This is a genomic window from Desemzia sp. FAM 23990 (genome assembly GCF_045528485.1).
Lineage (GTDB): Bacteria > Bacillota > Bacilli > Lactobacillales > Carnobacteriaceae > Desemzia.
Map to the genome: position 1 here is coordinate 1 of NZ_JBGQQW010000019.1, position 14,290 is coordinate 14,290.

The following is a 14,290-nucleotide window of genomic DNA, read 5'->3' on the forward strand; positions in this document are numbered from 1 at the left end:
TGTAGCTCATTAATTGATTGCTAGCGAATAAATATTCACTAATTTGTTTGTTTTGGCACTTGCCAAAACTTCCTTACACGTTTGGTTCGTCTTACTTTGTTTAGTTTTCAAAGGTCTAATTTCGTTCTCATCGCTTTGAGCGACAACTTCTAAATAATATCAAAGTCGAAAATGTTTGTCAACACTTTTTTTACATTTAATTTACTAGAACTTGTTGTTTCTTTTACATATGCCTCAGCGACATGTATTAATATACCACCATAACAAGGGCTCGTCAAACATTTTCTTTCTTTTTTTGAACTTTTTTTGTTTTACTGAACATTTATTTTTCAGATAATTCTTTTACTCATTTTTTGTTTAATAACCCGAATATTATGATGATTATTTTATTAAATCATTCCTGTTTTAAAAATACCGTTCTTTTTCATATAACTTCGCATTTATTAAGAGTAACTATCCATTAAGATGGATTTTTACTCATCGCCTTTATTATTGACTAATGTTTTCTCTTTCTTCTATAGTAATTATTCAATAAAATAGCAAGCATAATAAAAGGGAGGTGACCAATGTCGCCTCCCTTTGTCAAATTAATCTGTCCCTATATTTGTTTCAATAGTTATAGTTAAGGATCGTTTTTATTTTTTCTCATCTACTTGATACGTGTCCGGTGTAAATTCGACATTTTCATATTCGCCTGCTTCACTTGCATAAAAGCGATTGTAGCGGTGTTTGAATTTGCGGAATGCAAAAGTCACGATTACCTTACTGATCGCATAAATTGGTACTCCAAGTATCAATCCAACTAATTCTAAGAGCTCACCCAGCACAAGCAGGACGATGATGATTGTTAATGGATGGATTTTTAAATTTTTTCCCATAACATTTGGTTCCACAAGATTTCCGTCTAAGAATTGGACAACCAACCAAACAATGATCAACTTGACCAGCATAAACCACGATGTAGTCAAGGCGATAATAATTGCCGGTATCATTGCCAGTGTGGCGCCAATATAGGGAATGATACTAGTAACACTGGCTACAATAGCTAAAATTCCCGCATAATTCAAACCGATAATGGAGAATCCGATAAACATCATAATACCTAAAAATAACGAAATCGTTAATTGGCCTTTAACATAGGAGCCAACTTGATCTGCAATGATTACAGCTAAAGAGTGTGTATCTTTTCTAAATTTTGGAGGAATGATCTTCATCACATAATTAACGAACTTTTTATCATCCTTCAATAAAAAGAATAGAATAATAGGGAAAGTTACCATTATAACGATAAAGCTGGATACCGTAGAAACGACACTTGAAATCCCTGTGATAGCTGTTGTCAAGTAATTCACAATATTGCTTGGCAATTCTCCTATCCAACCATTGAACCATTCAATTACGTTATTCGTCGTTTCTTCAAAGACTGAATTCTCCGTCCATCCCATGATGGCAGCACCAATGCTGTCTACGTACCCGGGAAAAGCTTCTACAAATTGAGTAACTTGTTCACTGATGTATGGAACGACTAAGAATACTAACCCAACTAAAGCACCTATTAAAACAACAAATAAGAGAATGACTCCCCAGATACGTTTCAATCGATGTTTTTCCAGCCAGTCAATTAATGGGTTAAATAAGAAATAAGTTAATACAGCTAAAATAACCGGCGCTATAATCGATGAAAAGAAAACAAGCAGCGGTTCAAAAATGAAGGCAATTTGATCATAAATGAAGATCAATATTCCTACCATAATGAATACGCCTAATGTATATAATAAATTTTTCCCGCCAAGAAACGAGATATATTTTGAATCTTTCATAAGTAGAAACACTCCCAGTTGTTAGTTCTATTTTTGTAAACAGAGGAGTCTTTATGTGCTAGGGCAACCTTCATTTCATTCATATCTCTATCCGCACGAGTTAAAATGGTTGATGAAAACCTAATGAACTTGTGCATCTCTTACTAATGGAATAATTGCAAGATAAGTACATACATACCAAGGTTACCTTTTTCATTCATGAGCTCCTCTACTTTAGTTACATTATACTAGTTTTTCCTCATTTCTGTGAACGATTCACTTTGAAAAGAAAAAGAAAATAAAAAAGACCAGGAAAAACTCCTAGTCTCTATGTTCTATTGCTAGTCAAATGAATCAATAAGGTTACTACTGAGATAGCTAGATTCATAGCAGCCAAGATGGGAGCTAGAATGAACGGGCTTGGTAAGTTGTTCAATAGAACTGCTAAAGAACTCAAAGTCGTTAATGACTATGTGTACCCAACAAAAAAAGATTCCTATCCATAGTTATCTTCTTTCATAACTTGGATAGGAATCTTATATCCGAAAACCTGATCAATCCAGCTTGCTCTCTACAGGTTTCTCATTGTTGGAAATAGTAGTACGTCTCGAATAGATTGTGCGTCTGTTAATAACATCACCAAACGGTCGATTCCGATTCCTAGTCCACCTGTTGGCGGCATACCGTATTCTAATGATTCAAGGAAATCTTCATCGATTTGATGAGCTTCATCGTTTCCTTGTTCACGTTCTTTCATTTGTTGTTCAAATCGTTCTCTTTGGTCGATTGGATCATTTAATTCACTAAACGCATTGCCGTATTCGTGTTGCACGATAAAGACTTCAAAACGGTCTGTGAAACGTGGATCTTTAGGATTTTTCTTCGCTAATGGAGAAATTTCCACTGGATGTCCATAAACAAATGTTGGTTGGATCAACGTTTCTTCCACAAACATTTCAAAGAATTCATTCACCACATGGCCAAATTGGCTATGCGCTTCTACAGGGACACTGTGTTGTTTAGCAATTTCGCGCGCTTCTTCATCGGTCATTTCTTGCCAGAAATCAACGCCTGTTTGTTCTTTGATGGCATCAACCATATGGATTCTCTTCCAAGTGGTTTCTAGATCAATGTCTATTCCATTATAAGAAATTTTCCCAGTACCCAAAACATTTTGAGCAACGGTACGAATCAAGCCTTCAGTTAAGTCCATCACATCTTCGTAGTCAGTATAAGCAGTATAAACTTCTAACATCGTGAATTCAGGGTTGTGGGTCGTGTCGACCCCTTCGTTACGGAATACGCGTCCAATTTCATAAACGCGTTCCATTCCCCCGACAACCAATCGTTTCAAATGCAATTCTAGAGCGATACGCAGATACAATTCCATGTCCAATGCATTGTGATGTGTTGTAAATGGACGGGCTGCCGCCCCACCAGCAATGTTGTGAAGAGTTGGTGTTTCTACTTCAATATAGTCTTGGTTGTTTAAATATTTACGCACTTCAGCAATGATTTGGCTGCGTTTAACGAAACGGTCATAGCTTTCTGGATTACTAATCAAGTCTAAGTAGCGTTGACGGTAACGTTGTTCTACATTCGTCAAACCATGGTATTTGTCCGGTAATGGACGTAAAGCTTTAGACAATTGAGTAAGTGAAGTAGGTCTTACAGTAACTTCTCCCGTATTTGTTTTCATTAGAATTCCTGTAACTCCAATAAAATCTCCTAAGTCGGCACTTTTAAATGTTTCGTAATCGTCTTCTCCAACAGCATCTTTACGAACGTAAAGTTGGATTTGTCCTTTACGGTCTTGTAAGTGAGCAAATCCTACTTTCCCTTTACCACGTTTCGTCATGATACGACCCGCAACGGTTACCTCGATGTTTTTTTCTTCAATTTCTTCTTTCGTTAATGCATCATATGTTTCATGTAGCTCTTTAGACAAATGGGTACGGTTAAATTTGCCACCGAACGGTTCAATATCGCGATCACGCAATGTTTGTAGTTTTTCACGGCGTACTTGCAATTGATCATTCAATTCTTCTACATGCGAATTTTCATTGCTCATTAGTTTCTCTCCATTCTTCTTAGCTTCTCAATTCACCCTTTATAATGCCAAGAGCACGCAAAAAAAGCAAGGCAATTAGCTGATTAACCACTAACGCCCTCAAACGATTTTCATATACTCTATCATACCATATTTTAAACCGGTTTGAAAAGACAGTGAAAATCGTTGAAAAAGTGTCGAAATTCTGGATTCAATTGCTGCTTTTTAGTCGCTAGCGCTCCAACAGCTTCGGCAACGCTCGCACGCCTTGAGACACAGTTTTCGACTTAAGGTGCTCCCATGACTTTCCATAAGCAGCCCTATAAGCCGGAAGAAATTTCTTTACCGACATTAGAAGATGAAGAACCTTTATAGGCCTTTCCCCATCAAAAAAGCCCCCAAGATGAATTCAACGTTCTTCTTGGGGACTTACTGCTCATTAAATTCTTATTGTTCTACATCAAAAACACCTGTCGACAAGTAACGTTCTCCATTGTCAGGAGCAACTGTTACTACACGTTCATTGCTTTTCATCGTTTTAGCTACATCGATAGCAGCTTTGATCGCAGCACCAGAAGATGGCCCGACTAACAATCCTTCTTCTTTTGCTAAACGTCTTGCCATATCAGCCGCATCAGAACTGGTTACTTGAAGCACTTTATCGTATAAAATAGTATCCAATACCGTTGGCACAAATCCTGTTCCGATACCTTGGATCTTGTGAGATCCTGGATCGCCACCGCTTAACACTGGAGATTCAGCAGGCTCGACAGCATAGATCGTAATATCAGGATCCACATTTTTTAATACTTTACCCGCTCCAGTCAGTGTTCCTCCCGTTCCAACACCAGCCACAAATGCATCTGGCGCTTCTCCATCGAAAGCTGCCAAAATTTCTGGACCAGTCGTTGCAGCATGAACTGCCGGGTTGGCTAAGTTTTCAAATTGCATCGGCATAAAGAAACCGTCTTGTTCAGCCAATTCGGTTGCTTTAGCAATGGAAGCTTTGATGCCGTCAGCACCAGGAGTCAGCAGTATTTCAGCTCCATAAGCTTGCGCTAATTGGCGGCGTTCCACACTCATCGTGTCAGGCATAACGATCAGCACCTTGTACCCTTTAGCAGCACCGATCATAGCTAAACCAACACCTGTATTTCCGCTTGTCGGTTCTACAATAGTATCGCCTTTTTTCAATTTACCTTCTTGTTCAGCTACTTCAATCATGTTTAACGCAATACGGTCCTTAACACTTCCACCTGGGTTAAAGGATTCCAATTTAACGTATACTTCTGCAGCATCTGGCGGAACGACTTTTGTCAATCTTAAGAGCGGTGTTACACCGATCAAATCTGAAACTGAATGTACAACTTTTCCCATATACTTAAAGCCTCCTATTTTTCAACTATTCTTACTTTTAGTGGGTTCTTCCTCCCTAGTCTATCGTTCTTTCTTCGCAAATGCAATCATTTACATTTATTGAAAAATCAGTTTTTTTCTTTTATGTGCCGAATTTGAACGAATTTTCTTTAAAAGGGAACGTAAATTATTGTTGCGTCACCTTTTTCCTCGTTTTCTTCCCAAAAAGGAACGCAAATCATTTTTACGTTCCCTTTTTCCAAATCGAGCGTCCATTATGGCACGCAACTCTCTTTACAGACGTTCTGCTCTCCTCTAAAAACAAAAAAGCTGCTGAAAAAAAGTCCCAAATTACTAGGGAACTTTTTCAGCAGTCAATGTCAAGCAGCCTCAGCTCTTAACAATCATTCTATTTGCATGATGAGCGTTTTTACGCGTTAGCTTTTAATTCTTCCAAATCTTCTACTGAGAAGTGGTACTTGTTGCCACAGAAGTGACAAACTGCTTCAGCACCATGGTCTTCAGTGATCATGTCGTCGATTTCTTTATTACCTAGCGACACGATAGCTCCGGCAAAACGTTCTTTTGAACAATCACATTCGAAAGCGATCGGCATTTTTTCTAAGATTTTTGCATTGCCTTCACCCATTAGACGGTTCAGGATTTCTTCAGGAGTTTCGCCATTTTCCATTAATCTAGAAACCATCGGGATTTCTGCAACAGCTTTTTCGACAGCTGCAATTGTTTCTTCTGTTGCACCTGGCATAACTTGGATCATAAATCCGCCAGCAGCTTTGATAGACTCATCTGTATCTACTAAAACACTCAATCCAATTGCAGAAGGTGTTTGTTCACTTGTTGCCATGTAATACGTAAAGTCTTCTGCTAATTCTCCACTGATCAACGGAACTTGTCCAGCAAATGGTTCTTTCAAACCTAAGTCCTTGGTTACCGTTAATGTACCTTCTGTTCCAACAGCTCCACGAACATCGATTTTACCTTTTTCGTTCAACGGTAAACTTACTTTAGGATTGGCAATATATCCTTTTACAGTTCCTCTACCATTACTGTCCGCAATAATATGGCCAGCTGGCCCATTACCTTCTACTTTGACAGTTACCTTTTCATCACCTTTTACCATTACACCTAATAGCAATGCTCCAACCATTGTACGCCCTAGTGCTGCTGAAGATGCACTCCATGTGTCATGTCTGCGTTGTGCTTCTGCAATCGTTTCTGTGGCATCGATCGTAAAAACACGGATTTGACCATCATAACAAACACTTTTCAATAAATAATCTGACATTCATTCCCCTACTTTCTGATTCTTTCGTTTATTCATATCGTATGAAAGAGGGTTGCGGATTTTGCCGCAACCCTCTTTCATTTTGTTATTCAGTATACAATTTTACTAACTTTTTGTCTACTTTTTATGTGAGTCTGAATCCGTTTCTTCATTGTCGGATTCGTTCCCTTGCGGTGTCAATGCAGTATCGTCACCTTGTGAAGGCTGATCTTCATCAGTACCCAATTCTTTTTTAGCTTCTTCAACTATTTCTTCAGGATTTTCTGCTGCTTCCTGACCTTGAGATTTAGCTTGTTGTTCACGTTCGCGTTCTTTTTGTTCACGAGCTCGTTTAATTTCTTCAAAAGATAAGCCTTCTCCTTCACGTTTTTCACGTGGGAACTCTTCGTCTTCTGTCACTGGAGGCATTTCTCCTGTTTCAAATAAACTCTTGATTGTGCGTTCATCTAATGTTTCAAGTTCTAGTAATTTCTCAGCAATCAATTTGTGCGCTTCTTTATGTTCTTCTAGAATTCTGCGCGCTTCATCATGTGCTTTATTCATGATCGCCAATACTTCTTGGTCGATTTGGTAAGCAATTTGCTCAGAAAAACCTTTTGTATTTCCGTAGTCACGACCAACGAAAACTTGACTGTTTCCTTCATATTGTACTGGACCAAGTTTGTCACTCATTCCATACTCAGTTACCATACTACGGGCCAATTGTGTCGCTTGTTGGAAGTCGTTGCTGGCTCCAGAAGATTGAGAATCAAAGACCATTTCTTCAGCCACACGTCCACCAAGTAATCCAACAATCTGTTCAGTCATTTCTTTTTTCGTCATTAGGAAGCGATCTTCTTTAGGAAGCATGATTGCATATCCGCCAGCACGTCCACGAGGGACGATCGTAACTTTGTGTACGACACGAGCATCATTCAATACCATACCCACGATTGTATGTCCTGATTCATGGTAAGCCACCATAGCTCGTTCCGTTTTACTGATCACACGGTCTTTCTTAGCTGGACCTGCAATAACGCGGTCTTGAGCTTCATCGATATCTGAAGCATCAATCGTCTTCTTGTTTCTTCTTGCAGCTACTAGAGCTGATTCATTCAACAAGTTTTCTAGATCTGCACCGGCGAAACCTGGTGTTTGTCTAGCCACTACGCCTAAATCTACATCGACAGCAAGCGGTTTGTTTTTCGCATGTACTTTCAAGATTGCTTCACGTTCTTTAACGTCTGGACGACCAACCATGATTTGGCGGTCAAAACGACCTGGACGAAGCAACGCTGGGTCTAATACGTCAGCACGGTTTGTTGCTGCAATAACGATGATTCCTTCATTTCCTGAGAAACCATCCATTTCAACCAGCAATTGGTTCAATGTTTGTTCACGCTCATCGTGTCCGCCACCCATACCGGCTCCACGTTGGCGACCAACTGCATCAATCTCATCAATAAAGATGATCGCTGGTGCATTTTTCTTAGCTGTTTCAAATAAATCACGTACACGGCTTGCTCCGACCCCAACAAACATTTCCACAAATTCAGAACCTGAGATGGAGTAGAATGGTACTGCTGCTTCACCGGCAACGGCTTTAGCCAGCAACGTTTTCCCTGTACCTGGAGGTCCTTCTAATAAAACCCCTGCAGGAATACGAGCGCCTAAGTTGGCAAAACGCCTTGGATCTTTTAAGAATTCAACAACTTCGACAAGTTCTTCTTTTTCTTCTTCCGCTCCGGCGACATCTGAGAAGCGTACTTTACTTGCTTTTGTGTCGGCTTCTTTGGCTTTTGATTTACCAAAGTTCATGACTCCACGGCCACCTTGTCCGCCGCCGCCTTGACCACTTTGTCCCATCATCATGTAAATAAAGAAGATGAAGATGACTAAAGGTAAGACAGATATCAATAATGTAACCCATACACCTGATGACTCTTCTTGCATTGGAGTCACTTCAGTATTGTTTTCTTTTGATACTTCCCATATTTCAGAAACGATTGGATCATTTTGTAAAATTGATGTCGTAAAGTTTGTTACTTCTGAATCAGTTGTTCCAATAATCGGAATGTTGCTGCTTTCTTCCGATTCTTGTGCAGGTTGTTCCTCTCGGTATTTACCTGAAATCGAGTAGACACCAGCATTTGGTTGCATGGTAAATGATTCGATCTCATTATTTTCCAATTGCGTTACAAAATCACTAGCTGAAATACCTTGGCTTTGTTCATCAGAGTTTCCTCCGGTCGCCCAAGATACGATTCCGATGATCCCGATAAACACAATGGCATAAAAAATCCCATTTTTTAAGAATCCCTTTTTCACACAGTCGACCTCCCTTACTTTCATTCAAACTTTTCATTTATTTATATTTTTATTGCGACTGAATCCACTTAATCATAACATATTTGACCATAATTGACCAAACATTTTTACTCGTAAATTTTAGGTTTTAACACACCAATGTAAGGAAGATTACGGTAATGTTCAATAAAGTCTAGACCATATCCTACTACAAATTCATTTGGCACTAAGAAACCTACATAATCAGCTTCTAATGGCACCACACGACCTTCTGGTTTATCAAGCAAAGTAACGATTTTGATGGATTTTGCTTTGCGGTATTTAAACATATCGATGATGTAAGATAACGTACGTCCGCTATCGATGATATCTTCTACGATTAAAATATTGCGGCCTTCCACATTCGTGTCTAAATCTTTTAAAATTTTTACTTCTCCTGAAGAAACCATTGCATTTCCGTAACTTGACACATCCATGAAGTCCATTTCTAAATAAGTATCCATAGCTTTCGTCAAATCAGATAAAAATGGGACAGCACCTTTCAAAATTCCTACTACTAAAGGATCTTTCCCCTCATATTCTGCGCTTAATTCTTTCCCTAATTCTCGAGTTCGTTTTTGGATCTCAGCTTCAGTTACTAAAATTTTTTCGATATCGTTTTGCATAAAATTAAGTTCTCCTTTTTAACTTTCATCACCGTTTGGGTCATGAATTAGTATGTACTGTATTGTATCAGTTTCCCGCTCAATAGACAATCTTGAATCTTTGAATCCAAGGAAACAAATCACGTCTCCCGTAGCATCACAGACAATTCTCAACTCATCTCGCTGTTCCAAGGGGACCTTTCGATCAATCAAGATGTCTTTGATTTTTTTTGTTCCGGTACTCCCTTTCAACGACATCCGATCTCCCGCTTGGCGGCGGCGAATCGTTAACGGCAGCTGCACACTCGCTGCATCCAGCCAGATTGCTCTCTGCTCGCTGCTCTTTTGGTCTATTTCTGCAGGGAACAAGCCAACTTTTCCGCCTTGTGGCAAATACACCCATTCACCCAATTCCAATTTTTTATCTGGTTCAAAAAAGACTTTGTTTTCACTAAACGAGGAAAAAGTAAGTGTATCATAACTTCGCTTGGCTAGCCACTTCCCTGGCAAATCAATCTGCCCATTCGGTTTGTCGCTGTTCACTAAACCATGCAGGTCTTTGATGTGCTGCCGTTGAAATTGTTGATCTCCGCCCTTATAAACTTCCATCAATAACTGTTGTAGCACCAATCGCTGCAAACCGGCTTCCAAATGGAGATAGGGTTTGCGATCCATCACCCAGTTTCCATCGGGCAGCTTCTTGCTGATGATCGCTAGTTGTCGGTTGATTTCTATCTGCGCCACAGCTAACGCATCTTGTAAGTCATTTGAAAAGTTGGCAAAATGAGGCACCAATTGAGGAGTTTCTTGTTTCAATAACGGAATCACTTGATTGCGGTACCGATTCCGAGTATACGCTAAGCTATGATTGCTTTCATCTTCAAAATACTGCAGTCCATGTTCAGTACTGTATTGATACAATTGTTCTTTCGTATACGACAGTAACGGTCTGATCAACTCGCCTGTTAAAAAAGGACGAGCTGCTTTGATACCAGCCATACTCTCTAATGAACCTCCACGTACCAACCGCATCAAGATGGTTTCGATTTGATCATCTCCATGATGTGCCGTCAGCAAATGCGTGGCCTGCTGTTCAGCAAATACATCCCGGAAAAAAGCATAACGGAATTTCCGAGCCGCTTCTTCCACATTAGCTTTTGGCTGCTGATACTTGTCCCATTTGGCCATAAAAAACGGAATGTTTTTCTTGCAACACAATTGTTCCAAAAATTCTGCTTCTTGAATGGAAACTTCTCTTAATTGGTGGTTGACGTGAACGACTCCGAACCAAGGCTTTATATCATCTGGCAGTTGCTGCATCATATCCAGCAACACTATAGAGTCTACGCCTCCAGATACCGCCACCAGTACGCGGGAACTGTTATTCCAGTACAATTGTTTTTGACACTGCTTTAAAAAATCCGCCAACAAATCCATGGAAATAAGCTCCTTTAACCTGTCATATTTCTATTATACCTATAGAATACGAAGAATTTAAGAACATTCTACAGAATTTTATAATAAATTAAGAAATATACACTCTTTGACACAACTGTACGCTAAAAAGATACGCACTTAATCTTCATCCTCTTCTTCATAAAATTGCACCGCAACGCCCGAAGAATACAAGTTTTCTACCGGCTCACCTTGCATCTCCGCGATTTCGACCAGCGAATGCCCATTGTTTTGCCATAATCGCATACAATAGAACATTTCCTCGACCAACTTATGGATGTACAATACTTGTTCTTCCGTTTTCAATCTCACACCCATTCGTTGTAACTCAGTGAATGTATTACTGGTATTTCCATCTAAATGAATCGTATCGTAGATCTGTTCGCATACTTCTTGGGTATAATCTTCTTCACCATGAAAATAATCCTTCATATAATCGAAAAACGCTTGGTAAGCTGTTGTTTTCTCAAAATAGTAATGATCTTGATAACAAAGCAGCTCTTCTTTTTTTGGAATGTAATGAGGCTTGTCTGCTTTTTCTGCTAGTAACTTTGGAATGTCTGTTTCGAACAACACTAATGAATCATCTACAAAATAGTCTTCCATGGAGATCACAAAGTGTTGGGCAAGGTCTGCCGTTGAAGCCTCCACTTCTTTTTCTAAGTCTTCTTTAGTTACTCGTTTCTGATTTTGTGTATTGTATGTCTCTAGAACAACGTCTTTTGGTGCGATACCATACAAATTAGTCAGTGCTACAACATACGTAATGAGCAGTTTCATATCTATCGTCCTTTCTCCTAAATATCAAATGGGTTTCCGCGAAACTTCTTTGTCTTGTTTCGTGATTTCCCTCATTGGTCGGCACGGGTTGCCTATAGCCACTACATTTGCCGGAATATCTTTCGTCACTACGCTTCCTGCTCCTATGACAGCATTCTCTCCGATTGTTACGCCGGGTAAAATTTGCGCTCCGGATCCGATCCAGACATTGTTTCCGATCCGTACGGGTAGATTATACTGGAACCCTTTTTCTCTCAACTCTGGAGCTACTGGATGGGTTCCCGCAGAGATAGTCACATTCGGTCCAAACATAACATGATCTCCTACATAGATATGTGTGTCATCCACTAATGTCAAATTAAAGTTTGCATAGACGCCTTTTCCAAAATGGACATGGTGTCCTCCCAAATTTGCATGTAAAGGAGGTTCGATGTAACAACCTTCCTTTATCTTAGCAAACATTTCCTTCAATAGTTACCGTTCGCTCTCTCATTTGCGAAGGGCGGGTGGCATTAAAGTCGTACAGTTTTCCCAAGCATTCCCTTTGTTCTGCCAAGACATCCTCGTCATTTGGATCGTACAGTTCTCCACTATGTATTTTTTCGTAATGATTCACAACTGCTCCTCCTCTTTTTTAGGTACCATTCTCATTTAGTGGTCTTAAAAACAAAAGTTCCCCATGCTTATCTTAAAAATCATCCCAGTCATCACCTGAAAAGGCAGTTTCTTCATCATACAAATTATCTCTCTGAGAATTGCAGTTATATGAGTGATTTTGTTCGCTGCTTTTCGAGTAGTAGCTATCTCCATAAAAGGAGTCCGTTGCTGGACCAAATCGATTAAACCCTTGCGTTCCCGGCAAAACAAACAAAAACAATAGGATAAAAGTCCCGATTCCAGGAATAAAAGCTGCCAACATCACCCATGCTGAAAGATTACGGTCGTGTAATCGGCGGGCAAGCAGACTAATGGAAGGAATCAGATTCACAACGAACCACAAAGTCAATAGTGCATTAACAAAGAAAATCCAAGAAAACAACGTCAGAACAACTGTCCCCATGAATAAAAACAGTACAGTCCGCCAATACTCTCGTCTACTGATTCGACCCGTAAAATTAAAATAATGGCTATAATACACTTGGATTGATTCTCTCATCACATCTCCACCTTCTACCTGAATTAAACTCTTCCTTCTTATGTATTATACAGGATACTCTTCGTGAATGTTTCTTTTTATCCATTAAATACGCACTATTACTCACGCTGAATCATTTATAGCTTTAGGAAGGTATGTTTTTTCAGATAATTTTTTGGTCTTAGTGGAAGATTGACTCTATTTAGTAATGGAAAATCAGGATTGATTCATCAAGCCTCAAAGAATAAGCCGTGTTGATGAATAACAGGATTTAAACATCAATGGTAAAACCTCTTTGATGAAGAATGCAGTTTGAACACCAAGAATCAATTCTCCTTGATGTTAAACGCAGACCAGAACTCCCCTGTTTTTTTCAAATGAAGACCTTGCATGGATTAAATCAGCTAGCCAGAAACCAAGCTACTCAGTAGTACGTTCCAAAAAAACACGCTTAAAAAATCGTTAACGCCTATTCCAGCGCTAACGATTCTTTTTCAGTGTACTTTTCCACATTATTCAGCAGGTGTTCCGGGTTCGATATCATAGGCTTTTTGAACCATTTCATGACGTTGGCCTAATTTATCATCTGTCTTTTTCTCCCATAGTTGCGCCATTTGCTCTTTGATCTGCGGAACCATCTTTTCAGGAACGACATTCCGGTATGTTTTTGTTTCCCCAAGAATGACTTTGACAGCTGGATCGATGACTTCTTTTGGATCATACTGTTCGTAAGGGAATGCCAATTTGCTGTAATCAAAAACGCGTTCAGAATCATCTGGCCAATTTTTCCAAGTCTCAAATTCGCGATCATTAAATCCTGTCAGGTAAGGTCCCGGATTCACAGTGGCTACTTCTACATTGAACTCTTGCAATTCTTTGCTTAACGCATCTGCAAACGCTTCTACTGCATGCTTCGAACCCGCATAAGGGCCTGAAAACGGATTAACGGTCAATCCAGAGATCGAAGAAATAAATACAATACGCCCTCTTTGCTTCTTCACCATCTCACGCGCAAATTCTTTCGTCAGGATGATTGGACTGATCGCATTCACTTCAAATTGACTCCGCAAATTTTCTTCCGGAATATCCATCAATGAGCCGCCCTCTTTGATAGCTGCATTATTGACGAGGATATCAATATCCCATTTCCAAGCTTTCGCACGATCTTTCTCATTCGTAACATCCAGCTTTTCAATTTGCATGGAAAGGCCTTTAGCTTGCGCTTCCTTTTCTAATGAAGAAACTTGCGACATTGCTTCAACACTCGCGATCACGTTTTTACCCATTTCAGCCAATTTGAATGCGATGTCTTTTCCGAATCCTGTCCCTGCACCGGTTATGAGTATCGTTTCTTCGTTCACTAAAATTCCTCCTTCATGAATGCTGTTTCTATTTGTAGAGTACCAGTAATAAAAGAGTTGATTCAACTATTTTGGTTCAAGCACAAAAAAGAGTTATTGATGAGATTCGGAACCTCGT

Annotated in this window: 10 protein-coding genes and 1 pseudogene; all 11 read right to left on the reverse strand. The window is 39.5% G+C overall.

The window, feature by feature from the left end; translation table 11 throughout:
* Window positions 1–635 precede the first annotated feature (635 nt).
* Window positions 636–1,820: an AI-2E family transporter gene (locus ACEN4I_RS08440; RefSeq protein WP_407103036.1), complete on the reverse strand. Its 1,185-nt coding sequence runs from the start codon at window positions 1,818–1,820 to the stop codon at window positions 636–638.
* A gap of 550 nt (window positions 1,821–2,370) precedes the next feature.
* On the reverse strand, window positions 2,371–3,870 hold the full coding sequence (gene lysS, locus ACEN4I_RS08445) for a lysine--tRNA ligase (protein WP_407103035.1): 1,500 nt from the start codon (window positions 3,868–3,870) through the stop codon (window positions 2,371–2,373).
* Between the two features lie 426 nt (window positions 3,871–4,296).
* Entirely contained in the window at window positions 4,297–5,226 is a 930-nt protein-coding gene (cysK, locus tag ACEN4I_RS08450; RefSeq protein WP_407103034.1) for a cysteine synthase A, read from the reverse strand.
* A 409-nt stretch (window positions 5,227–5,635) separates the two neighbouring features.
* Window positions 5,636–6,511: an Hsp33 family molecular chaperone HslO gene (gene hslO, locus ACEN4I_RS08455; RefSeq protein WP_407103033.1), complete on the reverse strand. Its 876-nt coding sequence runs from the start codon at window positions 6,509–6,511 to the stop codon at window positions 5,636–5,638.
* A 117-nt stretch (window positions 6,512–6,628) separates the two neighbouring features.
* Window positions 6,629–8,842 (reverse strand): ATP-dependent zinc metalloprotease FtsH, encoded by a 2,214-nt coding sequence (gene ftsH, locus ACEN4I_RS08460; protein WP_407127711.1) that lies wholly within the window; start codon window positions 8,840–8,842, stop codon window positions 6,629–6,631.
* Between the two features lie 83 nt (window positions 8,843–8,925).
* On the reverse strand, window positions 8,926–9,462 hold the full coding sequence (gene hpt / locus ACEN4I_RS08465; protein WP_407103031.1) for a hypoxanthine phosphoribosyltransferase: 537 nt from the start codon (window positions 9,460–9,462) through the stop codon (window positions 8,926–8,928).
* Window positions 9,463–9,480: 18 nt separating this feature from the next.
* Complete coding sequence (tilS, locus tag ACEN4I_RS08470; protein WP_407103030.1) at window positions 9,481–10,878, reverse strand: tRNA lysidine(34) synthetase TilS; 1,398 nt, start codon at window positions 10,876–10,878, stop codon at window positions 9,481–9,483.
* Between the two features lie 138 nt (window positions 10,879–11,016).
* On the reverse strand, window positions 11,017–11,676 hold the full coding sequence (locus tag ACEN4I_RS08475) for a hypothetical protein (protein ID WP_407103029.1): 660 nt from the start codon (window positions 11,674–11,676) through the stop codon (window positions 11,017–11,019).
* A 24-nt stretch (window positions 11,677–11,700) separates the two neighbouring features.
* Window positions 11,701–12,292: pseudogene (locus ACEN4I_RS08480) on the reverse strand (sugar O-acetyltransferase).
* A gap of 72 nt (window positions 12,293–12,364) precedes the next feature.
* Window positions 12,365–12,832, reverse strand: coding sequence for a DUF805 domain-containing protein (locus ACEN4I_RS08485; RefSeq protein ID WP_407103028.1), 468 nt, complete (start codon window positions 12,830–12,832; stop codon window positions 12,365–12,367).
* Window positions 12,833–13,323: 491 nt separating this feature from the next.
* Complete coding sequence (locus ACEN4I_RS08490) at window positions 13,324–14,172, reverse strand: SDR family oxidoreductase (RefSeq protein WP_407097111.1); 849 nt, start codon at window positions 14,170–14,172, stop codon at window positions 13,324–13,326.
* Between the last annotated feature and the right edge of the window lie 118 nt (window positions 14,173–14,290).

Coding starts and splice junctions, on each gene's coding strand:
- ACEN4I_RS08440 (WP_407103036.1), bottom strand. CDS start 1,820: ATGAAAGATTCAAAATATATCTCGTTTCTTGGCGGGAAAAATTTATTA.
- lysS (WP_407103035.1), bottom strand. CDS start 3,870: ATGAGCAATGAAAATTCGCATGTAGAAGAATTGAATGATCAATTGCAA.
- cysK (WP_407103034.1), bottom strand. CDS start 5,226: ATGGGAAAAGTTGTACATTCAGTTTCAGATTTGATCGGTGTAACACCG.
- hslO (WP_407103033.1), bottom strand. CDS start 6,511: ATGTCAGATTATTTATTGAAAAGTGTTTGTTATGATGGTCAAATCCGT.
- ftsH (WP_407127711.1), bottom strand. CDS start 8,842: ATGAAAGTAAGGGAGGTCGACTGTGTGAAAAAGGGATTCTTAAAAAAT.
- hpt (WP_407103031.1), bottom strand. CDS start 9,462: ATGCAAAACGATATCGAAAAAATTTTAGTAACTGAAGCTGAGATCCAA.
- tilS (WP_407103030.1), bottom strand. CDS start 10,878: ATGGATTTGTTGGCGGATTTTTTAAAGCAGTGTCAAAAACAATTGTAC.
- ACEN4I_RS08475 (WP_407103029.1), bottom strand. CDS start 11,676: ATGAAACTGCTCATTACGTATGTTGTAGCACTGACTAATTTGTATGGT.
- ACEN4I_RS08485 (WP_407103028.1), bottom strand. CDS start 12,832: ATGAGAGAATCAATCCAAGTGTATTATAGCCATTATTTTAATTTTACG.